At 55.7% G+C, this 24,338-nt stretch carries 19 protein-coding genes; 8 read left to right on the top strand and 11 right to left on the bottom strand.

Annotated features, from left to right (window positions below):
• Nucleotides 1–67: 67 nt before the first annotated feature.
• The 7 genes from MKJ04_RS08915 to MKJ04_RS08885 all read right to left on the bottom strand — a co-directional run bounded on the left by MKJ04_RS08915 (nt 68) and on the right by MKJ04_RS08885 (nt 10,862).
• On the bottom strand, nt 68–1,423 hold the full coding sequence (locus tag MKJ04_RS08915; RefSeq protein ID WP_241641254.1) for a Gfo/Idh/MocA family oxidoreductase: 1,356 nt from the start codon (nt 1,421–1,423) through the stop codon (nt 68–70).
• A gap of 127 nt (nt 1,424–1,550) precedes the next feature.
• Nucleotides 1,551–2,867, bottom strand: a complete 1,317-nt coding sequence (locus tag MKJ04_RS08910; protein WP_241641253.1) for a DUF1080 domain-containing protein — start codon at nt 2,865–2,867, stop codon at nt 1,551–1,553.
• A 322-nt stretch (nt 2,868–3,189) separates the two neighbouring features.
• Nucleotides 3,190–4,830: a RagB/SusD family nutrient uptake outer membrane protein gene (locus tag MKJ04_RS08905; protein WP_241641251.1), complete on the bottom strand. Its 1,641-nt coding sequence runs from the start codon at nt 4,828–4,830 to the stop codon at nt 3,190–3,192.
• 18 nt (nt 4,831–4,848) lie between these two features.
• Nucleotides 4,849–7,884, bottom strand: a complete 3,036-nt coding sequence (locus tag MKJ04_RS08900; RefSeq protein ID WP_241641250.1) for a SusC/RagA family TonB-linked outer membrane protein — start codon at nt 7,882–7,884, stop codon at nt 4,849–4,851.
• 485 nt (nt 7,885–8,369) lie between these two features.
• The gene (locus MKJ04_RS08895; protein WP_241641249.1) at nt 8,370–9,023 is read right to left on the bottom strand and encodes a class I SAM-dependent methyltransferase; all 654 of its coding nucleotides are present in this window, start codon (nt 9,021–9,023) and stop codon (nt 8,370–8,372) included.
• 110 nt (nt 9,024–9,133) lie between these two features.
• Nucleotides 9,134–9,649 carry an energy transducer TonB gene (locus MKJ04_RS08890; RefSeq protein WP_241641248.1) on the bottom strand — a complete coding sequence of 172 codons (516 nt, stop codon included), beginning with the start codon at nt 9,647–9,649 and terminating at the stop codon, nt 9,134–9,136.
• A gap of 235 nt (nt 9,650–9,884) precedes the next feature.
• Entirely contained in the window at nt 9,885–10,862 is a 978-nt protein-coding gene (locus MKJ04_RS08885; RefSeq protein ID WP_241641247.1) for a polyprenyl synthetase family protein, read from the bottom strand.
• A 278-nt stretch (nt 10,863–11,140) separates the two neighbouring features.
• Between MKJ04_RS08885 and MKJ04_RS08880 the strand changes: the two genes are divergently transcribed.
• The 4 genes from MKJ04_RS08880 to MKJ04_RS08865 all read left to right on the top strand — a co-directional run bounded on the left by MKJ04_RS08880 (nt 11,141) and on the right by MKJ04_RS08865 (nt 13,643).
• Complete coding sequence (locus tag MKJ04_RS08880; RefSeq protein ID WP_241641246.1) at nt 11,141–11,986, top strand: alpha/beta hydrolase family protein; 846 nt, start codon at nt 11,141–11,143, stop codon at nt 11,984–11,986.
• Nucleotides 11,979–12,464: a 2-amino-4-hydroxy-6-hydroxymethyldihydropteridine diphosphokinase gene (gene folK, locus MKJ04_RS08875; RefSeq protein WP_241641245.1), complete on the top strand. Its 486-nt coding sequence runs from the start codon at nt 11,979–11,981 to the stop codon at nt 12,462–12,464. The genes MKJ04_RS08880 and folK overlap by 8 nt, the downstream gene beginning before the upstream one ends.
• Before the next feature lie 102 nt (nt 12,465–12,566).
• Nucleotides 12,567–12,767, top strand: coding sequence for a hypothetical protein (locus tag MKJ04_RS08870; protein ID WP_241641244.1), 201 nt, complete (start codon nt 12,567–12,569; stop codon nt 12,765–12,767).
• A 357-nt stretch (nt 12,768–13,124) separates the two neighbouring features.
• Nucleotides 13,125–13,643, top strand: coding sequence for a GNAT family N-acetyltransferase (locus MKJ04_RS08865; protein WP_241641243.1), 519 nt, complete (start codon nt 13,125–13,127; stop codon nt 13,641–13,643).
• A gap of 151 nt (nt 13,644–13,794) precedes the next feature.
• Here the strand turns inward: MKJ04_RS08865 and fabD are convergent, their stop codons facing one another.
• The 3 genes from fabD to MKJ04_RS08850 all read right to left on the bottom strand — a co-directional run bounded on the left by fabD (nt 13,795) and on the right by MKJ04_RS08850 (nt 17,959).
• Nucleotides 13,795–14,673 (bottom strand): ACP S-malonyltransferase, encoded by an 879-nt coding sequence (fabD, locus tag MKJ04_RS08860; RefSeq protein WP_241641242.1) that lies wholly within the window; start codon nt 14,671–14,673, stop codon nt 13,795–13,797.
• A 104-nt stretch (nt 14,674–14,777) separates the two neighbouring features.
• Nucleotides 14,778–15,203, bottom strand: a complete 426-nt coding sequence (locus tag MKJ04_RS08855; RefSeq protein WP_241641241.1) for a thiol-disulfide oxidoreductase DCC family protein — start codon at nt 15,201–15,203, stop codon at nt 14,778–14,780.
• Nucleotides 15,203–17,959 carry a gliding motility-associated C-terminal domain-containing protein gene (locus MKJ04_RS08850; protein WP_241641240.1) on the bottom strand — a complete coding sequence of 919 codons (2,757 nt, stop codon included), beginning with the start codon at nt 17,957–17,959 and terminating at the stop codon, nt 15,203–15,205. Before MKJ04_RS08850 ends, MKJ04_RS08855 begins: the two co-directional genes overlap by 1 nt.
• A 223-nt stretch (nt 17,960–18,182) precedes the next feature.
• Between MKJ04_RS08850 and MKJ04_RS08845 the strand changes: the two genes are divergently transcribed.
• From MKJ04_RS08845 to MKJ04_RS08830, 4 genes are all read left to right on the top strand, one after another.
• Entirely contained in the window at nt 18,183–18,866 is a 684-nt protein-coding gene (locus MKJ04_RS08845; protein WP_241641239.1) for a succinate dehydrogenase cytochrome b subunit, read from the top strand.
• A gap of 22 nt (nt 18,867–18,888) precedes the next feature.
• Complete coding sequence (locus MKJ04_RS08840; protein ID WP_241641238.1) at nt 18,889–20,823, top strand: fumarate reductase/succinate dehydrogenase flavoprotein subunit; 1,935 nt, start codon at nt 18,889–18,891, stop codon at nt 20,821–20,823.
• A 133-nt stretch (nt 20,824–20,956) separates the two neighbouring features.
• Nucleotides 20,957–21,712: a succinate dehydrogenase/fumarate reductase iron-sulfur subunit gene (locus MKJ04_RS08835; RefSeq protein WP_241641237.1), complete on the top strand. Its 756-nt coding sequence runs from the start codon at nt 20,957–20,959 to the stop codon at nt 21,710–21,712.
• Nucleotides 21,713–21,861: 149 nt separating this feature from the next.
• Nucleotides 21,862–22,386, top strand: coding sequence for an NADPH-dependent FMN reductase (locus MKJ04_RS08830; RefSeq protein ID WP_241641235.1), 525 nt, complete (start codon nt 21,862–21,864; stop codon nt 22,384–22,386).
• A gap of 377 nt (nt 22,387–22,763) precedes the next feature.
• Here the strand turns inward: MKJ04_RS08830 and ftsZ are convergent, their stop codons facing one another.
• Nucleotides 22,764–24,317, bottom strand: a complete 1,554-nt coding sequence (gene ftsZ, locus MKJ04_RS08825) for a cell division protein FtsZ (protein WP_241641234.1) — start codon at nt 24,315–24,317, stop codon at nt 22,764–22,766.
• Nucleotides 24,318–24,338 lie beyond the last annotated feature (21 nt).

The following is a 24,338-nucleotide window of genomic DNA, read 5'->3' as shown; positions in this document are numbered from 1 at the left end:
TGGCCTGTATTCAGCAGCGGGAATTCCGTTGCCCGTTCTGCACCCGTATGGCTCCCTCAAAGGACATTTAGCTGGCGATAATCTCCTGCTTCGCTTTGTCAAAAGTCACGCGCTTGCCCGTTTGCAGGGCAGTTCGGGTCATGATGTTGGCAACCGAGTGGTTGTAGCCCGCCTTTACCGAGGCGTGCGGCGTTTCGCGGCTGCGCACGCACTCCATCCAGTTGCGCATGTGCAGCGAGGTCATCGGGTCGCCGCCCGTGTTGGCGTCCGTCGAAACCTTCGCGTCGCTGGGCAGGGTATAGTCCGGCAGCAGGTTCGCCTGCATCCCCATTTGGTCCGCCATGTTCTGGGTCAGGCCTCCCTCGGAGGTGATCATGTTCGTGTCGAGGTTCAGCATGCCGCCGTTGGAGTAATACAGTTCCTTCACGCCGCCAGCCGAGTTGCTGAACCGTGACGAGTATACCACCTGAAAGCCTTTGCCGGGCTCGCTTCCGGGGCCGTAGTCAAACACGGCTGTCATGGTGTCCGGGTTCTCGCGGCCATCTGCCCACATATAGATGCCGCCGTTGGCCGACACGCTGCGCGGGTGCTCCAGGTCCGTGAACCAGTGCACGGTGTCTATCTGGTGCGACATCCACTGGCCCGGTATACCGGAGGAGTATGGCCAGAACAGGCGGTACTCCAGGTACTTGCGGGGGTCCCAGGCCACTTTCGGGCGGTTCATCAGGAAGCGGTCCCAGTCGGTGTCTTCTTTCCGGATCTGGCTCACCAGCTCCGGCCGTCTCCAGCGCCCCGGCTGGTTCACGTTCCAGGTCATCTCCACCATCTTGATGTCGCCGAACTTGCCGGACTTGATGTACTCGTTGGCCGCGATGTAGTTGGGTGCGCTGCGGCGCTGCGACCCGATCTGCACGATCTTGCCCGTCTCGTTTACCGCCTTCAGAATCGCGCGGGCATCTTCCATGGTCTCCGCCATTGGCTTCTCCAGGTACACGTCCTTGCCGTTGCGCACAGCCTCCACGCCCATCAGCGCGTGCTGGAAGTCGGCGGTGCTGATGATCACTGCGTCAACGTCCTTCTTGCTGTATAGCTCGTCGTTGTTGCGGTATTTTTTCAGCTTGATGCCGTGCTTTTCCTTCGCGTAGGCCTCAGCCTCGTCGCGGCGGCGGTTCCAGATGTCGGACACGCCCACAAACTCGAAGTTCATCGCTTTCGCGTGGTCCATAAAGGCCGGGTAGAGGGAGTGCCTGAACCGATCAGAAAACCCGACGATGCCTACCCGCACCCGGTCGTTGGCCCCCAGTATCCTACCGTAGCTTTTGGCGCTGAAGCCCATCACCGAAAAACCCAGCGTGCCGATGGCCGCCTTCCTGATAAAGTCGCGCCGTGCGTTTTGCTGTTGATGCTCTATACCTTCTTTCATCTCTTGTAAATTTTTGAAGTTAATGCCTCGCTTCTGGCTGCCGTAAGCTTAGCCGGGCGCCATACCCTTACGCCTTCTCCCCCGGAAATCGGCGCCTGAAAAAAACCAATCTACCCTTTGAGCCGTGTTACAACTCTTTGATTTTGATGCTTCTGAAAGCGACGTTGTTGCCGTGGTCCTGCAGCAGGATGTGTCCTTTCTCCGCCTCCCCGAAGTTCTCCCAGTCTTTGTACTTGCTGATCTTCACCAGGTCGCGGAACTCCTGCGAGCCACGCTTGTACTCCAGCACCTTGATGCCATTGAGCCAGTGCTCCACGGTGTTGTCGGGCTTCACGACCAGGCGCGCCAGGTTCCACTCGCCCACGGGCTTGATAAAGCGCGGGTTCTTCTCGGAAGTCTTCAGGTCATACAGCGAGGCGATGGTGCGGTTGCCGTCGCGGCCCATCTTGGCGTCCGGGTGCTTCTCATCATCCAGCACCTGGTACTCCAGCCCGATCGCCGAGCCCTTGCCTACTTTCTCTTTCTCGGTCACGAAGTATTTGATGCCGCTGTTGGCGCCTTCCGTCAGCTTAAACTGCACCTGCAGCTCAAACGCACCGTACTCCTTCTCCGTCACGATGTCGCCGCCGTTCACCGACTCGGCGCCGCCCGACTCCAGCACCTGCAGCTCGCCGTTCTGCAGCTTCCAGCCGCCCTCCGGGAACTTATCCTGGTAGGCACCGCGCCAGCCGTTGGTCGTTTTGCCGTCCCAAAGCAGGCTCCAGCCCTGGGCCTTCTCCTCGTCGGTCAGGGTGTTGGGCACCAGGTTCACCACGTAGGCATCGTGCCCCTCGCGCGGGGTCAGGTCTGTGGTTTTGATGCGGATGTTGCGCCACTTGATTTCTTTCCCGGCATCGGCGGCGTTGCCGATGGAATGCACCTGCAGGGCAAGCACGCCTTTCGGCGTCATGTCGTCTACCACCGAGGCCACGGGCACGTCGTTTATCCAGGTTTTGATCTTATTGCCGATGGCTTCGATACGGGCTTTGTTCCACTCTCCCTTCTTAAAGGCCGACTGGGCGTCGGGGTTCAGCGACAGGGGGTATAGCCAGCCGCGCCGGGCCTCGTCGTAGATACCACCCGTCCATTTCCGGTCGGATGGGTCCAGCTCAAACTGGTAGCCATGCACGCGGCCCTCCATCACGGCGGGATCCGAGATGCTGCGGAACTGCACGCCGCTGTTGATGTCGTTGTTGAGCATCACCTCAAATTCCAGTATAAAGTCGCCATACTCCTTATCGGCGGCCAGGAAGCTGTTGGGTGAGTCCATCACGGTGGTTCCCACGATGGCCCCATCCTCTACCTTGTAGCTGGCTTTACCGTTGATCTGTTTCCAGCCCGTCAGGTCCTTGCCGTTGAACAGCTCCGTCCAGCCGGCCTCTTGTATGTTTTCGGAATTTTGCACGGTCTCATTATGATTGGTTGAGCACCCGGACTGGACACCGGCGATAAGCAATGGCATAAGCAAAAGTGGCAAATGGCTTTTTTTCATGGTATGTGTGTGGTTGTTGTAAATTCTGTTTTTTATATGAGCTTGACATCCTGCTGCATCCTGCTTCTGTGCCAACAGGCCCGCTCAGGTAGTAATATAGTCATTTTACATTTGATATGGCAGCCTTGGCATGCGCCACGGCAAACGAGCAGCTTTCAAAGGGATATCCGAGCGAGCGAACAGGCGCTCACCCGGCTCAGGTATAAACCTGCCTGAGCCGGGTGAGCGCTGCCGCTTAGTAACCGGGGTTCTGAGCGAACTCGGAGCTGGTCCGGTCGATCTGGTCCTGGGGTATGGGGCGAAGCACATGGTGTGCCTCTATGTTGGCGGCCCCATATGGGTTGTAGGCCTTCACGCGCTCCACCAGCTTCCCTGTCCGCACCAGGTCAAACCAGCGGAACATCTCGCCCACCAGTTCCCGCGCTCTTTCATTCAGGATAAAGTCGATGTCGAGCTGGCCCGGCGACACGACCATGGCTTGCAGGTGCCGCTCCGTCTCCTCGGGCGTGGCCCCTACCTTTGCGGCCCTTTTCCGGAGTGTGTTGATGTACTGGGCCGCCTCCTCGGCCTTGCCGCTCATCATCAGCGCCTCCGCCGCGATCAGGTATGTTTCCGCCAGGCGCATCATCGGGAAGTCGCGCACGCCGGCAGCCTGGTTGTCGGGCCGCAGGGCATCCTCAAACTTCCTGAGCGAGGGGTATTTTTTAGGGGTATACTGGCTTGGCAGCACGACCTGGTATGGCTTGCTGGCCACCACGCTGGCAGGCAGTTCCACGCCCGGCAGCCAGATGGCGGTGTCGCCCACGCTATAGGCCGCTGCCCCGTTCACCTTCGGGATGGTGGTGGCGTTGTTTGCGTAGAAAACCTTCTTGAAGAACTTGTCATACCGGGCATCGTTCTCACGGTCGGCGTATACCTCGTTCAGCAGGAAGTCGGTTGGCCGGAAGCGCTTCCAGGGAGTGCCATTCGTCAGGTCGCGCTTCATGCCCGGCTCAATGTCATACTGCATCAGCACAAAGCGACTGGCGTTGTTGGGGCCGTCGCCGTTGTAGATCAGTTCGTTGATGTACTGGGCGGCAAAAATCACCTCGTCGTTCTGCTCGTTGCCCTGCGCAAACACGTTCGCCACATCCGGCAGCAGCCGGTAGCTGTAGTCGTTGATAACGGTTTTGGCGAGTGCCGCGGCGCGCTCGTAGTCGGTTGGCTGCGCCGCGGTGGAACTGGCGCGCGTCAGCAGCACCCTGGCCAGCAAGTGCTCGGCGGCAGGCTTAGTGGCTCTCCCCCAATCATTGGAGCTGGCCGGCAGCTGCGCGATGGCCGCCTCCAGGTCCGCCACAATCACGTCGTACACATCCTTCACGCTAGACCGGCTGGAGGCAGTCTCCACAACCTTTGTCTCCTCCAGCGTGATGTGTACCGGCCCGTAGGTCTGCACCAGGATGAAGTAGTGGTGCGCCCGCAGGAACTTTGCCTCGCCGATGCGGATGTTGCGGGTCACCTCGTTCATGTCCGTGATCTGGGGCGCCCGCCCGATCACGGCGTTGGCAGTGTTTATACCCACGTAGAAGTTGTTCCAGATTTCCCGGCTGTAGTCGTTCCGGGCGTCCAGCTGAGACGAGTAGGTGTCGAAAAACTTGAAACTGCCATCCGAACCCTGCATGTAAATGTCGGTGCCGAACACGGTGGTGGTCATGCCGCGCTCCACGCCGTAGTACTGGCGCAGGGGCTGGTACGCGGCCACCACCGCGGCCTCCAGGCCGTCGCTTGTGTTGATAAAGGGCTCCGTCAGGTCGGTGCGCAAGTCCTCCTCCAGCAGGTGGTTGCACGAGGTGGAGAGGCAGGAGATGATCAGCAGGCTATATATATGTCGTTTCATAAAATTCAGGTATAGGTTCTAAAATTTAACGTTAAGCCCTAACAGGTACTGCGAGTAGGACGGGGTATCCTGGCGCGGGAACTCCGGGTCGATGCCTTTGTAGTCGTCCACGTAGGAGGAGAAGATAAACGGCTGCTGCGCCGTGGCGTATATCCGCACCGATCCCAGCTTTATCTTGTCTGTCAGGGCCGTCGGGAGATTGTAGCCGAGGTTGATGTTCCGGATTTTCACGAAAGAACCGTCGAAATAGCGCAGCGTGCTGGCATATACAGGGCGTTCCTGGTTCTGATTAGGCCGTGGGTAGGCGTTGGTCAGGTTGGTCGGCGTCCAGTAGTCCACGTCCAGGCTGTTGTAACGGCCAAACAGGTTGATCGGGCCGCCCTCGTGCAGGTTGCTGATGATCTCGTTGCCGAACTGCCCGAAGACAAAGACAGACAAATCGAAGTTCTTGTAGGAGAAGCGGTGCGTCATACCACCCTGCCAGTCAGGCCGCGGCGTGCCGAGCAGCACACGGTCATCGGCCGTGATCTGGTTGTCCTGGTTCACATCCCGCACCTTGATCTCGCCTGGTTTCTGGCCGTATACCTTCGCCTGCTCCGCCTCATCTGTCTGCCATATGCCAATTTTCTCATAGTCGTAGAACACGTTGATCGGCTGGCCGATGAACCACTGGCTGCCCACGTCGTCGGTCTTGCCCCCGTACAGCTCCACAATCTTCTCCTTGTTGGCAAATGCGTTCAGGTCCACCGACCAGTTAAAGTCGTTTCCGGGGATGACCACGGCCGAAAGGGCAAACTCTACGCCTGTGTTTTGGGTGCTTCCGATGTTCTCCAGCACATTCCCGAACCCACTGGTATAGGGCAACTGGCGCTGCAGCAGCAAGTCCCGGGTGTTCTGGCGGTAAAACTCCACGCTACCAGATATGCGGTTGTTCCAGAGCCCGTAATCCATCCCGATGTTGTAGGAGCTTGTCGTTTCCCAGCGGAGGTTATCGTTAGGTATAGCGCCCGGGCGAAAGCCGAACAGGCCGGTGTTGCCAAAGGAATAGGTGGTGCGGGCCAGAGAGCCCTGTGTCTGGTAGGGGTCGATGCCTGTGTTGCCGGTTTCGCCGTAGCTGCCGCGCAGACGCAGCGTCGTGAGCCAGGTGATGTCCTGCAGGAACGCTTCGTTGCTGATGTTCCAGCCCAGCGCCACCGACGGGAAGAAGCCCCATTTCTTGCCATCCGCAAATCGGGAGGAACCGTCGGCCCGCCCGGTGAGCGTCAGCAGGTAGCGGCTGTCATACCCGTAGTTCACCCGGGCCATATACGAGAGGATATTCCATTTCTGATAGAAGGAGCCCACCCCGGTCACCTTGGCGGCGGACCCCAGGTTGTAGTATTCCATGCTTTCGGCCGGCACGCCGAACACATCGACGTTCGATGCTTCCTCCTGCCGCTGCTGCACACTGTAGAGGCCCGTGAAATTGAGGCTATGCTTCTCAGCGAAGGTTTTGTTGTAGTTGACGATGTTCTCGAGGGTATAGTTGAACACCTGGTTCTCGTCGGTGCGCGCAGTGGGCGCATTGCCGCGGCGGGCGTTGGTAAAGCGGCCGGTGAAGTTGCCCGTCCGGCTCTGGATCAGGTCAGGGCCGAAGTTCAGGCGGTAGCTGAGCCCCTCGGCCAGCTGCACCTCGCCGTACAGGCTGCTGAAAACCCGGAAACGGTCTTCCCGGTTTATCAGCGCGCCCTTCTGCAGCTCGCTCAGCGGGTTTGAGCGCAGGCCGTCGTTGGTGGGCAGGAAAATCAGGTTGCCTTGCTCATCATAGGGCACGCCCAACGGGTTCTCTGCCAGCGCATCGTCATAGGGGTTGAGGTTCAGTCCGTTCAGCACGCTCTTGCTGATCAGCGAGGAAACGCCGAACTTAATCCGATCCCCGATCTTCTGGTCCAGGTTCACGCGGAGAGTATAGCGCGACATGTCCTGGATTTTGATGATGCCCTCGTCCTTGAAGTAGTTCAGCGAAACGGCGTAGCGGGTGTTCTCCGTGCCGCCATTCACGCCTAGCTGGTGATTCTGGATCATACCGGTGCGCAGCATTTCCTCCTGGTAGTCTGTCGACCGGCCCAACCGGATAGACTCCAGCTCCACAGGCTCGAACAGGGCTTTATCTGCTGCCTCAGGGTCGTTATCGTTGTAGTTGCCCGTGGCCCTCCGCGACTCACGCTTGTACTCGGCAAACTCGGCACCATTCATCATGTCTACCTTGCCCAACGCCTTCGAGAACCCGACATACGTGTCGTAAGACACCTGCGGCTTGCCCACCGTACCCCGCTTGGTGGTCACGAGCACCACGCCGTTCGCACCCCGCGAGCCATATATGGCCGTGGCCGAGGCATCTTTCAGCACCTCGATGGAGGAGATGTCCTGCGGGGCGATATCGTTGATGCCGCCTGTGATCGGAATTCCGTCCAGCACGTACAGGGGGTCGTTGTTGGCGGAAAAGGAGCGGTTACCGCGCACCCGTACCGTGACGCCCGCACCGGGCTTGGTTCCGGCCATGGTCACGTTTACACCGGCCACACGGCCCTGCAATGCCTGTGCAGCGCTTGTCACGGGCACTTCCTGTATCTCTTCTGCCTTCACCGAGCCCACGGCACCGGTTATATCGCTTTTCTTCTGGGTGCCATACCCCACCACCACCACTTCCTCAAGCGCTTTCATGTCCTCTGTCAGCACAACGTTCACGGTGGTTTGCCCCGTCAGCGGAACCTCCTTCGTCAGGAAGCCAATGTAGGAGAACACCAACGTGCCCGAGGCTTGCGCCATACGCAGGGAGTAGGTGCCATCTATCCCGGTGGTGGCCCCGTTGGAGGTGCCTTTCACAACCACGGTTACCCCCGGCAGCGGTTCCCCCTTGCCCGAAGTGACCTTGCCCTGCACAACCACGTCTGCCCTGCGCAAGCTGATGCCGGGCGCAGCGTCTGCCGCCGGGGGCAGCATCGCTGCCTTCGATGAAACCTCTGTAAGGCAGAGCACAGCCATTACAAAAGATAATCTGGTACAAATTGCCATAAGCGATAATTTATTAGGTATATGAGAAATGAATGGTTAGCCTGGTTTTTTTGAAGAATCCCTTCGGGGTCACGCCTTATCCAGGTGCTTCAGGAGTGACAAAAAACACATGAAAAGCATTTTTGGAATCGATTGCATATAAAGTTAGCTTGAAGTTGTGTATCATACCCAGTCTCCAATTGGTGAACACGGCTGTCAAATTTTATCTGTGCTGTAGACATAAAGATCAAGATATATCCTTTTATATAGAGCATTTGGCCAATATTTCGCGTTGCGTCCTCTTTAAAAACAATGCGTTTCATTGCACTGGAATCGATTGCGGTAGTGATATAAACTGTGAATTTTCCATTGGTTAAGCCGAAAAGTCTGTTGCTTGGTCTAGTTCCAGTGATTAATCAATCACCTTTGAGAGTCATGAAGGTAGTCAATTATTTTATTTCTCCAAATGATTATTCATTTTTTCTAACCCTCCAACCCATACTGGCTCAGCATGATACGCCTGTGCCCTGAAGACTGAGAGGCGCTTTGCGCAGCCGGATGACCCGGAAAGCGCCGCCCAGGGCCGCTGGCTCATTCAGTTCCTGCACCAATGTGGTATGGGAGCGGATGCGGCCCATGCTGCGGTTGATGTCGGAGAAAAGAAGGCGGGTGACAGGGTTGAGCAGGCGGCGGACGAGCGAGGGCTGCACGCCGTCGGGCAGGAACTTATCGAACACCATCACGGCGCCGCCAGGCTTCAGCACCCGCTCCACCTCCCGAAGACAGGCCACCGGGTCCGGGATCACGGCCAGGATAAGGTGCAGGATAACGGCATCGAAAGACGCGTCGGCAAACCGCAGCCGTTCCCCGTCCATTACCTCGGCCCGGACGGGTATGTGCAGCCGCTGCGCGCGTTTCAAGAGTTTCCGGATCATGCCGGGGGTAATGTCGATGGCGGTGAGGTGGGTATAACCCCGGAGGTATGGCAAATCCAGGCCGGTGCCTGCCCCCAAGAGCAGAATGGCATCGGTGGGCGCTGCCTGCAGCAGCGCGATAGACCGCCGTCGGTAGGGCCGGAAGACACGGTCTGCCACCAGATCGTATAAGGGCAGGTAAACGGTATAGCGAAAGCGGTTCCAGGTGGCGCTGCTGATCCCCATAACTGTGGTTTGGAAAGTATGCCTTTTATAGTAACAGCGTATTTAACTGCTGTTATACCTCCGATCGGTACAAAAATCTCTGAAGGGTATACAGGGGCTGGCGCGCTGTGTTATCGCTTCACGTAACGCTGCACCATGGGGGGCAGCATGGTGCATTCCATCGCGTCTGCCGCGTTTCCGTCGTCGAACACCAGCACGAGGCGCATCGCCTCTTCGTATTTGTTGGTGCTCTTGTCGGATTTGGGGCAGCCGTAGTTCACATCAAACATCACGGGAAGCAGGTATGGCTTGCTCTCTACCGGCTTCCCGTTCACTTCCTTTGGCAACCAATGCCCGCTGGTGGTCAGCACCGTCTGCTTCAGCGACTTCGCTATAACGGCCGGGGTGTTCTGGGTGCAGGCCACGTTCTTTACTTTTCCGTCAGCCCCTACAACAAAGCGCACAAAGGTGACGGAGTTTACGCACAGCTTCGTCAGTTCGTACACATCCGGCAGCATGTTCTCGGCAATCAGTTGGGTGGGGTGTCTGTATTTTTCGTGCACAAACTTAGGCTCGTGGTCCTGAGCCAGCAGATCAGGGGAAAACAGCAACAGCAGGGTGCTAAACAGAAGCAGGGTCTTACGCATGGTTAGCATAGGGGGCGAAGCAAAAAGTGAAATTCAAAGGATCGGTCTACGGCACAATACAACTGCTACTCCAAACACATTGAAAAGGTTTCAATTTTTATTCTCGACCTAGCCCATATGCTTTCTCAGTGCTCCCAAGGCACTTTTTATACCTCCAAAAGCTTCCGCATACCCCTTTAAGTGACGTAGTGACACGTGTTAAAAAACGTATGCGGTGTAAACCGGGAAATAACGGCTATTTCTCTCGCTCGATGGTATAAGCGATGAGTTGCTCCAGCGAGGTTCGGGATGGGGAGGCGGGGAACGTGTTCAGGATGGCTAGCGCCTCGGCATGGTACTGGTTCATGCGCTGCACGGTGTATTCGATGCCACCAGACTGCTTCACGAATTCGATCACCTGCTGCACCCGCTTGCTGTCACCGTTGTTGTTTTTCACGTTGTAGATCATCCGGCGCTTGGTCAGCCAGTCGGCGTGGCGGAGAGCGTGGATCAGGGGCAGCGTCATTTTCTTCTCTTTGATGTCGATGCCCACCGGCTTTCCGATCTCGGCGGTGCCGTAGTCGAACAGGTCGTCCTTTATCTGGAAGGCGATGCCCACCTTTTCCCCAAACAGGCGGGCCTTCTCAATCTCCTCTTTGCAGGCACCCGCCGAGGCGGCCCCCACCGCGCAGCACGAAGCAATCAGGGAGGCGGTTTTCTGGCGGATGATGTCGAAATACACGTCTTCGTTGATGTCGAGGCGGCGGGCTTTCTCTATCTGCAGCAGCTCGCCCTCGCTCATCTCCTTTACCGCGTTCGACACGATCTTGAGCAGTTCGTAATCGTCGTTTTGCAGTGAGAGCAGCAGGCCCTTCGAGAGCAGGTAGTCGCCCACCAGCACGGCTATCTTGTTCTTCCAGAGGGCGTTTACGGAGAAAAAACCACGACGGTAGTTGGCGTCGTCCACCACATCATCGTGCACCAGGGTGGCTGTGTGGAGCAGCTCGATCAGGGCGGCCCCGCGGTAGGTTGCCTCGCTGATGCTGGGGCTGAAAAGCTTGGCCGTGAAGAACACGAACATCGGCCGCATCTGCTTGCCCTTGCGCTTCACGATGTAGCTCATGATCCGGTCCAGAAGCAGCACCTTCGACTTCATCGAGGTTCTGAACTTCTTTTCGAAAAGCTGCATTTCCGGCGCTATGGGCGCTTGTATTTCCTTTAGGCTAATGCTCATGTGTTAAGACCGCAATATTACTACCTCACAGAGTGGTTTCCAAACCCGTGCTGGCAAAACGGCATTTAATTGTTAAATTGCTGCAAGGTTAAATTGTTAGATTGGCGCCCCATGCAAGTGCCGGTTGTCGCTTGCCTGTAGCTGCATGTGCCTGCTGATCGTAAAAAATACTGGTGCATGTATGGCTGCGCAATACAAAAGCGTCGCGATCCATACCCTACACAAGCGGCAAAAAAATTCAACCGTTCAACAAATTAGCCTATAAGCGCTCAGAAAAAATGAAAGTAGACTTTGTAGTATACCCTGACCACGGCCGCCCTTTTACCGCCGACGCCACCTACCGGCAGGACGGCCAGCCCAAGCCCGTTGTTATTTTCGCCCATGGTTTTAAGGGTTTTAAAGACTGGGGCCACTTTAACCTGCTGGCGCGGCATTTTGCCGAGAATGATTTCGTGTTCCTGAAGTTTAACTTCGCCTACAACGGCACCACTGTGGAGGATTACAGCGACATGCACGACCTGGAGGCGTTCGGGCAAAACAACTTCAGCCTGGAACTGGACGACATGCGTGCCCTGATCGAGCTGCTGCACACCGACAACCCGCCGCTGCAGGCCCAGGAACTGGACCTGAGCCGGATTTACCTGATCGGGCACAGCCGGGGCGGTGGGGCCGTTATACTGGAGGCAGCGGAAGAACCGCGTGTAAAAGCCGTGGCCACCTGGGCCGCCGTGAACCGCTACGACAACCACTGGGACGAGCTGCACATGGGCCAGTGGAAAGAAAAGGGCGTGCAGTATGTGCTGAACGGCCGCACCGGCCAGCAGATGCCCCTCTACTACCAGATTGTGGAGGACTACCTCGTAAACAAGTACCGCCTCGACATCCCAACCGTGGTGAAACGCATGACGCAACCCCTGCTCCTGCTGCACGGCGAGCAGGACGAAACCCTGCCTACCCAAATGGCCCTCGACCTCAAGAGCTGGAAACCGGACGCAGAGCTTCATTTTCTGCCCGACACCAATCACTCCTTTGGCGGACAACACCCTTATACCGAAAGCGGCCTGCCCGCCCCCGCGCTGCAGGCCGCCGACCTGACTATCGCCTTCTTCCGGAAACATGCCTAAGCTATACCTGCTGCTGGGCGGCAACCTCGGCGACCGCACCGCATACCTCCGTCAGGCCCGTGAAAGCATTGCCGCACAAGTGGGGGGTATAACCACCGCCTCAAAACTGTACGAAACCGCCGCCTGGGGAAAAACCGACCAACCCAATTTCCTGAATCAGGTGCTGGAAGTGCAAACCGAACTCGCTCCGGAGCAGGTGCTCCATACCATCAACCAGATCGAGCAGGAACTGGGCCGGGTGCGGCAGGAGCATTGGGGCGCCCGCGTCATCGACATCGACATCCTGTTTTATGACCAACTGGTGTTGCAGACCCAGCGCCTCACCATCCCGCACCCACAGTTGCACCTCCGCCGCTTCACGCTGCTGCCGCTAGCCGAGATAGCGCCTGATCTGGCGCACCCGGTGCTTGGGAAAAGCGTGGACCAACTATTGAAGGATTGCCCGGATGAATTGGAGGTATGGGGATTTGATGGGTGAGATTTTACTGATTTTTCGAAAGGTGTAAAGCAGCCTTCCCAGATTGTACGGGTAACCGTCATAGTGGCTTTTATATAGTAGTTAGGAGTATAAAAAATTATAATGAGAAAACAGGAAAGCATTGAAATCACAGGAGCAAAAGCTTCCTTATCCTTAGGCCTGCCTATAGGAATTGGTGCAATGGTACTTTTTGCCTTGTACAGTGTTATTATGACAGGAGAAAGCTTGTTTCTATTTGGATGGTTCTTTACAAATGGATTTGCAACGTTGGGATTGTTGATTGCATTCTCCTTTACTCTTTAGTTTGCGGGAAAGATATTGGCAAGAGACATCTGTGCACACAAAAACAGATTCTGGACAACTTTTAAATATTCTACACTTGTAAATCTTGTTATTTGGTCAGTGTTCCTATTGGTGCATCTATTCACGAACAAAGGGATAGATACTTACTTCGGAATTAAAATCCCTCTGACATTAGCCATAATTTCAATTCTGTTTACACCCTTTTACTGGTGGGCTTTTAATTCACAATACAGTTGCTAAAAAAATAAAGAATGTTTTCGCCCAACAAGGTGCATAACACAGGCTTCGGCTATGGCTCACCTTTATTATGCAAAAGACCTATACCCTATCTCCCCCACTAATTAATCACTTAAAAACTTGCCCATCTATACATCCTTCGAAACAGAGCGACTCATACTAAGGCCCACTTCGTATGAAGACGCTGCCTTTATTTTTGAGCTCCTGAACACGCCACAATGGCTGCAGTTCATCGGCGACCGAAATGTAAGGTCTGTTGAAGACGCGAAGGGGTATATCAAAAATAAGTTGATGTCTCAGTTAGGGCGGTTGGGATATGGCAATTATACCGTCATCCGGAAAGCAGATGGTGCAAAGCTGGGAACGTGTGGGCTGCATGACCGGGAAGGGTTGGATGGCATTGACATTGGCTTTGCCTTTTTGCCGCAATTCGCAGGGCAAGGATACGCGTTTGAGGCGGCCAGCAAGATAAAATCGGCTGCTTCGGATTGTTTTGGCATCAAGCAAATCTACGCCATCACTGCAAAAGAGAATACGGCCTCCCAAAGGCTGCTGGAAAAGCTGGGTCTCGTGTATACTAAACTGGTCAGGCTACCTTCGGATGACGAAGATCTGATGCTATACCAGCAAAGTCTGTAATAAATTAGTGTTGATGGGATCAATAACGCCACCTCTCTCATAGCTTAAGTCTTGCTGGCATCACATTTATACCATGCACAGGCCTCCTAAAAAGAAGTCCCTCTCTGGCACCTGGCCAAAGAGGGACTTTTTACTTTATACCTCCTACAGTTTACTCCGCAGAGCTTACCTCAGCAGTTCTCTCAATTTTCTTTACCAAACCCTGCAACACCTTGCCTGGGCCGCACTCCACGAAATGGGTGGCGCCGTCAGCCAGCATCTGCTGCACAGACTGTGTCCAACGCACCGGGGCAGTCAGTTGCCTGATCAGGTTCTGCTTGATCTCAGATGGGTCGGTATGGGGCAGGGCGTCTACGTTCTGGTAGATCGGGCAGATGCCCGCTGAGAAAGTAGTCTCCTCGATGGCCTTCGCTAGTTCCTCCTCAGCCGGCTTCATCAGGGGCGAGTGGAAGGCGCCGCCAACCGGAAGCGGCAAGGCACGCTTGGCACCAGCCTCTTTCATTTTCTCGCAGGCAATCTCAATGCCTTTGTTGGAGCCGGAGATAACCAACTGGCCGGGGCAATTGTAATTGGCGGCCACTACCACCTCGTCAATCGAGGCACACACTTCTTCCACTTTCGCATCTTCCAGGCCCAATATGGCCGCCATTGTGGAGGGGTTCGCCTCGCAGGCCGCCTGCATGGCCAGCGCACGCTTCGACACCAGACGCAAGCCGTCTTCAAAGCTCAGCACCTTGCTGGCTACCAGTGCTGAGAACTCTCCCAGCGAGTGACCCGCCACCATGTCCGGGGCAAAGTCTTTGGCTACGGCAGCCTGCGCCACAGAGTGCAGGAAAATGGCGGGTTGCGTAACCTTGGTTTGCTTCAGCTCCTCATCGGTGCCACTGAACATGATCTCGGTGATGTTAAAACCCAGGATCTCGTTGGCCTTATCGAACAGCTGTTTCACTTCTTCGTGCTGGGTATAAAGGTCTTTGCCCATACCCACAAACTGCGAACCCTGGCCAGGGAAAATATATGCTTTCTTCATTCGTTAATCGTTTTTCGAATTTCGTTTTTCGTTCTCCGCTTTAATTTCGAGCAGTAGCCGGCCTGTTGGCAACAACTGCTATACCTAATAAACCACGCTGTAATTTAGGCTACGAACCGGGCGCGGTCTGCCGGACTTGGCAGCAGGCAAGCGTCTTCCCGTCCGGCAATTTTATAGCGGTGCCTGGCTATAAAGCGGTATAAAATGTTGCGGAAAGATAAAGGAATAAAACGAAAATAGTAAAGCGCGCGAACGGGAAAATCGAGATGGCGGGCAATGCGCAACACCGCCTCCGACTCGGTGTATACCTGGCCGTGCTCATAAAAAACCACAGAATCGGGCAGCGGCTCAGGCCGTTGCGCGGCTGGCACAATGGCCGCAAACGCTTCGGACTGCAGCGGCGCGAAGTATAAATCGCGCCGCCCGTTGTACTTCAAAACTAGCTGCACGCTCGCCTGGCAGAAGCCACAGGTTCCGTCGTAGAAAACGACAGGCTTTCCCCGCAGTTGATCCGTGTCTTTGCTCTCCATTACCTCACAATCTCAACCCAACCCTTGTAGGTGGCCTTCGCCTTGCTTGGGTCCAGGGTATGGAATTCTACTTCGGCTTCATAGTAATAAGTGCCGTCCGTAAGTCGGTTGCCGTCGTTGTCTACCCCGCCCCAGTTGATGTAAAGGGCATCGCCGCCGCTTTGCGCGTTGCGTTCATACACCTTCACGCCCCATCGGTTAAACACCTTAAACTTCATGCTGCGGATAAAGGCGGTTCCTGGCTCTGGCCGGAACACATCGTTCCTGTTATCGCCGTTGGGGGTAATGATGTTCGGAAGCTTGAAGAAGATACAGTTGTCTTTGCACACCTCGTTGCTGAAGACGCTCTCGCGCCCGGCGGTATCCGTGGCCGTCACCACGTAGCAGCCCGCAAACGACTCGAGCCCGGAATGCGTGAAGGTGGTTTCCTCGGTGGTGCCAAGCATGGTGTATTCGCCTTCGAGGCTGGTCCGGAAGTATACCGTGTAAAAGTCAATCTGATCGGTGCAGTTTCCGGTAATCTGCGGCACCCAGGTCAGTACGTTCTGGTATGGCGGCAACTGTGGCGAGCGGGTAAAGGCGGCACAGTCCAGCGGGTCGATGCTCAGTTCAGGGGCACATATCTCCAGCGGAAGCTGGGCACAGGCCTCCTGGCTTTTGTTCAGCAGCGGCGAAGGCAACCCGACCACCGTGTAGGCGCCGGCTGTCTCGACCACATAACAGTAGTCTACGCCTCGCTGCAGGGTGTTGCTGTTGTCGGTATAGGTGCCGCCTGTCGTACTGCCCGTCACGCTATCGAGCAGTTCCAGCGCACCGTTTGCCTCACGCCTGAAAATGCGGTCGGGCAGGGTGCTGTTGTCCCAGGGCACCTGGTATGTCCAGGCCAGCACAAATGCCAGGGCATCGTCTGCGGCAGGCGATACCTCCAGCCGCACGCTTGAGGCTTCGGTGGTGGCCCGCACCTCGGTAGGCTGTCCGCCGCCGGATGCCGGCACCTGGTAAAGATCCAGTTTATACCTATAGCTTTGCTCCAGCGTGTTCAGGCCCGTGTCCACAAAGGTGGTATCGGTTAATCGGCGGCTTCGGGACACTTCCACGAAGTCTGTGCCAGTGCCCTGCCCTACTTTGCGCGACAGTCGGTACTCCAGCACCTCGGCGGGTGAGTTTACCTCTGGCTGCGTCCACTTCACTGTGATCTGCCCGGTTGTGGCATCGGTTTGGTCTACCGTCACGTTGGTGAGGTATGGGATGTCCTGGTCTACGCCGATACAGGCCTCGTTGGAGGCAAGGCTCTCGCCCCGGCCCGGAGAAGGGAACACGGCATAGATGATATAGCAATACTCCACACCTGCCTGCACGGTGTTGTCGTCAAACCTCGTTGAGCCGGCCGGCACCTCCCCGATCAGCACATAGCCTGTGGAGGCTGGCACGCCGGTTTCGCATGGGCCTGGCACGAAGCCCGAAGGCCCCTCGCGCCGATACACACGCATGGTGGTGGCATTGGTGCAGGTGTAGGGGTCCCAGGTAACGGCCACGGTCCCCTGCGAGGCCTCATTGGCGGCTAGGTTCTGTGGAGGAGGCCCCACTACCGTGATGTTCCAGGGTTGCAGGTCGGTCAGACGCGTCTCGCCGGGTGGCCGCACGTCTTCCGCCCGGAAGATCACCTGGTAAGGGCGTTCCCGCACATCGTTGCATTTGGTCTGCCACGAGAGCAGGCCAGCCGCCTGTCCGGGGGCGTTAACAGTCTGTGAGAAAGTGGCCGGGGGCACGATACCCGAGCCAGCCACTGTGATATTGATCAGGTCGTTGTCGGGGTCTGTGGCGACCACCGTGCCGCGCAGCAGTGTGCCGGCCACAATACAGGTGTCGCGCGGCACCAGCACGGGCGGGCGGTTAGGTGTTTCCTTCACCAGAATCTGCATGTCGCGCACCACTTCCCCGAGCTTCACAGCGCCTCCATTGGCAGACACGCGCCATTCCTCCACCACAAAGGCCACATTATACTCCCCTTTCACGCAGGGCGAGTCCCAGGTGAGCTGGCCCGTCAGGCGGTCCAGTGTCAGGGTGGCGGGGCCAGAGCCGTCGGAGGTGGTGCAATTGGCGTTCCGGAAGGTGAGGTGCGGCAGGCTGTAGCCCGGCACTACGGTAATGCGCCCCTGGGCGTCCTCGTAGCGGGGCACGATCAGTTTGAAAGAGAGGCTGTCGCCGTCGGCATCGTAGGCACCGGGGTTGTGCACAAACTTGCGACCCACGGCGGCAATATCTATCGGTGCCACCGTCAGGACGGGTGTGCTGTTGAAGCCCCGCAGCGCGTTGATGTTGATGACCGTCTCGATGTAAAACGAGCGCTGGTCAGAGGGCGGCGCCATGTTCAGGATGTCGTTGTTACGGTTTACCCCAACCCAGGACACCCGGTGCGTGCCGTCTGTCGGGAAGGTATACTCCCACTTGTATTCCTCGCGGTCCACATCGTTGCCGATGTCTGTCACGGGCCCGCGCGCCACCTCCAGGATCACCCCTCCGCCCATGTTCATGAACACGATGGGGTCCTCGGCGTTGGACGCGTGGTCGGTATAAATAATCATTGTGAAGAAGAAGCGGCGCGGGTTGGGGTTGGGGGTGGTGTCTCGCTGTGCGGTAATGTCTCCTGCCCGTATGTGTGTGGCCTGCACTTCGGCAAAACAGCCCCACACCAAGAACAGCAGAAACAACAGACTGCCGCGCAGCAAATACCTTACGCGTAAACTCTCTGGCATACAACTTGGGTTTTGCGGTAAATATAGGTCTTAATTAAAACTCCCGATTTTTGATTTTATTATCAACAAATAGAAGTTTAGTAGGTTACTTTATAGTAGCACTTTGTGGTACGCGTAGCAATTTAGATTGATTCAAAATATGATATTAATATTGGTTTATATAGGGTCCTCATGTACCTTTGAGAATTAAAAAGCTTGTCAACTTAACCCATAACTAATACAGATGAATTGGTTTACTAAAACGTTTTCCAGTACGATGGGGCGCAAGATCGTGATGTCGATCACGGGCCTTTTTCTGTGCTCTTTCCTGGTAGTACACCTCATTGGTAACCTTCAGCTCTTTAACAACGACGGCGGGGAAGCCTTCAACATCTACTCCCGCTTCATGGGCACCAACCCGATTATCCGCACCATGGAATTCGTGCTTCTGGCTGGCTTTGCCTTCCATATATACGATGCGCTGGTGCTGACGCGCCGCAACAAGGCTGCCCGCCCGATCGGCTACGCCAACAACCACCCCGAGCAAAACAGCACCTGGTCTTCGCGCAACATGGGCCTGCTCGGCACTGTCATCCTCGTGTTCCTGATCATTCACCTGTGGAATTTCTTCGTGCCTGCCCGTTTCGGTGGCCTGGAGGGTGTCGTGATCGACGACGTGGAGTATGAGAACTTATACCTGCGGGTTGTGGAATCGTTTCAGGTATGGTGGTACGTGGCAATTTACGTGGTGGCCATGTTCGCGCTTGCCTATCACCTGATCCACGGTTTCCAGAGCGCCTTCCAGACCCTGGGCCTCGACCATAAGAAGTATACGCCTTTTATCCAGATGTTCGGTTACGCTTTCTCCGTGATTGTGTGCTTCGGCTTCGCCATCATCCCGCTATACTTCTTCTTCTTCTTTAGATAATAACTAACTCGATATAGTTGCTATGATATTAGATTCCAAAATCCCGGAAGGCCCTATAGCTGAAAAGTGGGACAAGCATAAATTTGATGTGAAGCTGGTGAACCCGGCCAACAAGCGTAAATACGAAATAATAGTGGTGGGCACCGGACTGGCCGGAGCCTCGGCCGCCGCCACGCTTGGCGAGCTTGGCTACAACGTGAAGGCGTTCTGCTTTCAGGACTCCCCGCGGCGCGCGCACTCCATTGCCGCGCAGGGAGGTATAAATGCCGCCAAAAACTATCAGAACGACGGCGACTCTGTTTTCCGTCTCTTTTATGACACCGTGAAAGGCGGCGACTACCGCTCCCGCGAGGCGAACGTGTACCGGCTCGCGCAGGTGTCTGTGAACATCATCGACCAGTGCGTGGCGCAGGGTGTGCCTTTCGCCCGCGACTATGGCGGGCTATTGGCAAACCGCTCGTTTGGTGGCGCGCAGGTATCGCGTACGTTCTACGCCCGCGGCCAGACCGGACAGCAGTTGTTACTGGGTGCTTACTCTGCCCTGAACCGCCAGATCGCCTACGGCAAAGTGAAGATGTTCCCGCGCACCGAGATGCTGGACCTGGTAGTGGTAGATGGCAAAGCGCGCGGTATCGTCGTGCGTAACCTCATCACTGGCCAGATCGAGTCGCACAGCGCACACGCGGTGGTATTGGCCACAGGAGGGTATGGCAACGTGTTCTTCCTTTCTACCAACGCCATGGGCTCCAATGTTACGGCGGCCTGGCGCGCGCACAAGAAAGGTGCCCTGTTCGCGAACCCTTGCTTCACCCAGATCCACCCGACCTGCATCCCGGTTTCCGGCGAGTACCAGTCTAAGCTGACCCTGATGTCGGAGTCGCTGCGAAACGACGGCCGCGTTTGGGTGCCGAAGACAGTGGAGATCGCGCAGCGCTTGCGCAAAGGCGAGATCACGGTGAACGACATCGCAGAGGAAGACCGCGACTATTACCTGGAGCGAAAGTACCCTGCCTTCGGTAACCTGGTGCCGCGCGACGTGGCCTCCCGCAACGCCAAGCTGGTATGCGACGAAGGCCGTGGCGTGGGTTCTTCCGGACTGGCGGTATACCTCGACTTCGCCGACGCGATCAAGCGCGAAGGACAGCCGGCTATCGCAGCCAAGTATGGCAACCTCTTCGAGATGTATGCCAAAATCACGGACGAAAACCCATACGCACGACCAATGCGCATCTACCCTGCCGTGCACTATACCATGGGCGGGCTTTGGGTGGACTATAACCTGATGACCACCGTGCCTGGCTTGTATGCCGCCGGCGAGTGCAACTTCTCTGACCACGGTGCAAACCGACTCGGTGCCTCGGCTCTGATGCAGGGGCTGGCAGACGGATACTTCGTGCTGCCCTACACCATCGGCGACTACCTGGCAAAGATGCCTTCAGACAAAGTGCCGACAAATCACCCTGCCTTCCTGGAGGCAGAGCAGGCCGTTGCCGCTAAAAACAACAAACTGCTTTCCATCAACGGAACCCGCACCGTAGACGAATTCCACAAGGAGCTTGGCTTGATTATGTGGGACTACTGTGGTATGGCCCGCAACGCGGAAGGCCTGACGCATGCCAAACAGGAAATCCGCAAGCTGCGCGACGAGTTCTGGCGCAACGTGAAGGTGACCGGCGTGGGTGAAGAGCTAAACCAGACACTGGAGCGCGCAAACCGCGTGGCTGACTTCTTCGAGCTGGGCGAGTTGATGGTGGACGATGCCCTGAACAGAAACGAGTCGTGTGGCGGCCACTTCCGCGAGGAGTCGCAAACACCAGAGAACGAGGCCCTGCGCGACGATGAGAACTATGCGTACGTGGCGGCCTGGGAGTTTACGGGTGTTGGCAACGAGGCGATCCTGCACAAGGAAGACCTGGAGTTCGAGAACGTGAAGCTGACACAACGCAGCTACAAATAGTAAATTAAAAATTAGAGATTATGAATTAGAAATGAATGTTGAGTATGTAGTGCTCCTTTAACTAATTCGTAATGCGTAATTCATAATTCGTAATTTAAAAGAAATGGCTGGAAGCAATCCAAATGCTAAACCGATGGACCTGACTCTAAAGGTTTGGCGCCAAAAAAATAGAGAGACCGCAGGTCAGCTGGTAACATATCCTATGAAAGGCATATCCCCGGATATGTCGTTTCTGGAGATGCTGGATGTGCTGAACGACGATCTGAGCGTACGCGGCGAAGAGCCTATCGCGTTTGACCATGATTGCCGTGAGGGTATCTGTGGCATGTGCAGTCTGTTCATCAACGGCCGTGCGCATGGCCCGGAGCGTGGCACCACCACCTGCCAGTTGCACATGCGCCACTTCAATGACGGCGACACCATCACCATCGAGCCATGGAGAGCAGCCGCCTTCCCGGTGCACAAGGATCTGGTGGTAGACCGCTCGGCCTTTGACCGTATCCAGCAGGCGGGCGGTTATATATCCGTGAACACGGGTGGCGTGCCAGATGCCAACGAGATTCCGATCCCGAAAATTATCGCAGACAAAGCGTTTGATGCGGCAACCTGTATCGGGTGCGGCGCCTGTGTGGCCGCCTGTAAAAACGCGTCGGCCATACTGTTTGTCAGTGCCAAGGTTTCCCAGATGTCTATGTTGCCGCAGGGCAAGACAGAGCGCAAAACCCGTGTGGAGAATATGGTGGCCCAGATGGATATCGAAGGGTTTGGGTCCTGCACCAACACTGGGGCTTGTGCCGCCGAGTGCCCGGTGGGTATCTCGCTCGAGAACATCAACATGATGCGAAGAGAGTTTATCTCAGCCAAAGCAACCTCCGAGAACCTAGCATAAGCCATGCTTTAGCATAGGAAAGGGCGAGTGCAGGGAACTGCACTCGCCCTTTTGTTTTTTATACCCATACATACGCCTCCCTGACCCGACCTAATGCCGCTGAACCATTGGTGCTTCAGGCTGTTAAAGATGAAGAAAAACCAGTAATCATGATCACACTGATATCAGGCACAAACAGAACCGCCTCCAGGTCCAGAGCAATCGTAGATTTATATGCCACCCTGCTCGAAGCAAAGGGAGAACCATACCAGATACTCGACCTGACCGAGCTACCAGATGATTTTATTGTCTCAGCGATGTATGCGAATTGTGGCCAGAACGAGCAGTTCAATAGGCTCACCGAACTTATCACATCAGGAGACAAGTTCGTGTTTGTGGTGCCCGAGTATAACTCTTCCTTCCCGGGTGTGCTGAAGGCTTTTATAGACGCGCTGAGCTACCCCTGCCCTTTCCAGAACAAGAAGGGGGCTTTGATCGGGCTGTCGTCGGGCATGCAGGGCAGCGGCCTCGCCCTGAGTCACCTCACGGATATCCTGAACTACCTAGGGATGCACATTATGGCCACCAAGCTGAAACTCGCCCACATAGAGCAAAACTTCGACGGGAAACTGATCACAAATGAGCTGTATAACGAGCTGCTGGAGCAACATGTCGCGCAGCTTATTCAGTTTTAGACTATTTTCAGCTGATTAGTGCATAATGTATACTTGATACCAATAGATAATCACGCTTAACACTCATTTATAAGCAATTAAAATTCCCTTCTTGGAAGAGGCAAGGGTAGGCTATTGTTTGCTACTACCGCACTATCCCTTTCGAATGTGTACTATATATTTGGCAATGGTATGAGAGAGGGATAGGTTTGGGTATAGGTTAAAAGCAAAAGCGCCTGCACAATGTGTGCAGGCGCTTTTTTATACCGTTAAGCTTTTTTCTGATTAGTACTCGACCAATTTGATTACCAGAATTAGCGTTTGCTTTTATTATGAATAGAACGGCTTTTATACCTCATTTCTAATTCTTAATTTCTAATTTTTAATTTGGCAAAGCACTAGTCTACATTATCGTGTAGAAAACGATTATCACCTAATATCTCGTTATCGTCGTTGAGGTTGAAACGGGAAATGTTGCGCTCTGACGAATGGGACACCCGATCCAGGGCCACATTGCGACGCAGGTAAGCAGGCGTGTCCAGCTTTTCCTTGATTGCCTCAGACGTTATCTCAGAGCTGAGCATGCGCAAGCGCTCACGGCGCTCTTCTGCGTGCCGCTTCATCACTTCTCGGTCTTCGGACTGGCGTCGGGTAGCCTCGCGCTCACGCGTGTCGGCGCTTTCTTCGTCCTGCTTGCCTGATGAGGCAGCGTTGTTGTGCACATTCCCATCCAGTTCGAACACAATTGGCTGCGGCTGCACTGGATGTGGCTCAGGGCGTCTGGCAGGTTGCTCAAACGTTGGCTGAGACGGGCTTTGCGACTGCTGTGGCGGAGTGGTTGGCGCAACAGGCGACGGTGCCACCGGGCGCGACACAAACGCGGCTACCTCAGGCTCCGGCCTAGCGGCCTCTACTGTTTCAATTTTTTTTTGGCTCTCCAGATCAAAGACCGTTTTCTTTGGCTCGATGATGCTCTCGGCATCGCTGGCGAAACCGGTTGCGATAACCGTTACCCGAATGCTCTGCCCAAGCGAAGAGTCTATACCGTGCCCGAAGATCACCTCAGCCTCCTGGCCAGCTTTATCCTGAATATACTCTGTGATTTCTGTCAACTCATCCATTTCCAGTTCGGCCTGCTCGCCAGACATGATAGAGAGCAGGATTTTTTGGGCACCGTGGATATCGGTGTTATTGAGCAAAGGAGATGAAAGCGCCTCTTCGGCGGCACGCAGGGCACGGCCCTCGCCCTCTGTGGTTGCAGAACCCATCACTGCAGCACCAGAGTCTTTCATTACTGTTTTCACGTCTTCAAAGTCCACGTTCACCTCGGCTGTCACCGTGATGATCTCAGCGATAGACTTTGCCGCTGTTGTCAGGACGTTGTCGGCCTTGGCGAATGCCTCGCGGATGGTCAGGTTGCCGAACATCTCGCGCAGCTTGTCGTTCAGGATCACCAGGATCGTGTCGCAGTTCTCGCTCAGTTCCTTCACCCCGTTCTCGGCAGCTGTTTTCTTCTTTTTGCCTTCGAAGGCGAAAGGAGCCGTAACGATGCCCACCGTCAGGATGCCGAGTTCTTTGGCTACCTTGGCAATCACGGGCGCGGCACCTGTACCGGTTCCACCGCCCATACCCGCCGTGATAAAGACCATCTTGGTATCGGCGCTCAGCATCTCGCGTATCTCCTCCTTGCTCTCCAGGGCGGCGTGCTTGCCCTTCTCGGGGTTGGCACCCGCGCCAAGTCCTTCGGTCAGGTTCTGGCCGATGGCGAGCTTGTTGGGCACGCTGCTGCTTTTCAGGGCCTGCGCGTCGGTGTTACAGATGATAAACTCAACGTCTTTGATGCCTTGGCTATACATGTGGTTCACGGCATTACTGCCGCCACCCCCCACGCCAATTACTTTTATGATAGACTTGCCGTTGGCTGGCAAGTCAAACGTATACATTGAACTCATGCTAATTTCTCCTGCTCTAAA

It is taken from the genome of Pontibacter sp. E15-1, from assembly GCF_022601975.1.
Lineage (GTDB): Bacteria > Bacteroidota > Bacteroidia > Cytophagales > Hymenobacteraceae > Pontibacter.
Note: the sequence above shows the minus strand (reverse complement) of the source record. Positions and strands in the feature narration are given on the sequence as shown.

Bases quoted from the DNA above. Each gene is read 5' to 3' on its own strand.
- MKJ04_RS08890 (WP_241641248.1), bottom strand. From the start codon at position 9,649: ATGCGTAAGACCCTGCTTCTGTTTAGCACCCTGCTGTTGCTGTTTTCC.
- MKJ04_RS08830 (WP_241641235.1), top strand. From the start codon at position 21,862: ATGATCACACTGATATCAGGCACAAACAGAACCGCCTCCAGGTCCAGA.
- MKJ04_RS08880 (WP_241641246.1), top strand. From the start codon at position 11,141: ATGAAAGTAGACTTTGTAGTATACCCTGACCACGGCCGCCCTTTTACC.
- MKJ04_RS08895 (WP_241641249.1), bottom strand. From the start codon at position 9,023: ATGGGGATCAGCAGCGCCACCTGGAACCGCTTTCGCTATACCGTTTAC.
- folK (WP_241641245.1), top strand. From the start codon at position 11,979: ATGCCTAAGCTATACCTGCTGCTGGGCGGCAACCTCGGCGACCGCACC.
- MKJ04_RS08870 (WP_241641244.1), top strand. From the start codon at position 12,567: ATGAGAAAACAGGAAAGCATTGAAATCACAGGAGCAAAAGCTTCCTTA.
- MKJ04_RS08850 (WP_241641240.1), bottom strand. From the start codon at position 17,959: ATGCCAGAGAGTTTACGCGTAAGGTATTTGCTGCGCGGCAGTCTGTTG.
- MKJ04_RS08905 (WP_241641251.1), bottom strand. From the start codon at position 4,830: ATGAAACGACATATATATAGCCTGCTGATCATCTCCTGCCTCTCCACC.
- MKJ04_RS08915 (WP_241641254.1), bottom strand. From the start codon at position 1,423: ATGAAAGAAGGTATAGAGCATCAACAGCAAAACGCACGGCGCGACTTT.
- MKJ04_RS08835 (WP_241641237.1), top strand. From the start codon at position 20,957: ATGGACCTGACTCTAAAGGTTTGGCGCCAAAAAAATAGAGAGACCGCA.
- MKJ04_RS08855 (WP_241641241.1), bottom strand. From the start codon at position 15,203: ATGGAGAGCAAAGACACGGATCAACTGCGGGGAAAGCCTGTCGTTTTC.
- MKJ04_RS08885 (WP_241641247.1), bottom strand. From the start codon at position 10,862: ATGAGCATTAGCCTAAAGGAAATACAAGCGCCCATAGCGCCGGAAATG.
- fabD (WP_241641242.1), bottom strand. From the start codon at position 14,673: ATGAAGAAAGCATATATTTTCCCTGGCCAGGGTTCGCAGTTTGTGGGT.
- MKJ04_RS08840 (WP_241641238.1), top strand. From the start codon at position 18,889: ATGATATTAGATTCCAAAATCCCGGAAGGCCCTATAGCTGAAAAGTGG.
- MKJ04_RS08900 (WP_241641250.1), bottom strand. From the start codon at position 7,884: ATGGCAATTTGTACCAGATTATCTTTTGTAATGGCTGTGCTCTGCCTT.
- MKJ04_RS08845 (WP_241641239.1), top strand. From the start codon at position 18,183: ATGAATTGGTTTACTAAAACGTTTTCCAGTACGATGGGGCGCAAGATC.
- ftsZ (WP_241641234.1), bottom strand. From the start codon at position 24,317: ATGAGTTCAATGTATACGTTTGACTTGCCAGCCAACGGCAAGTCTATC.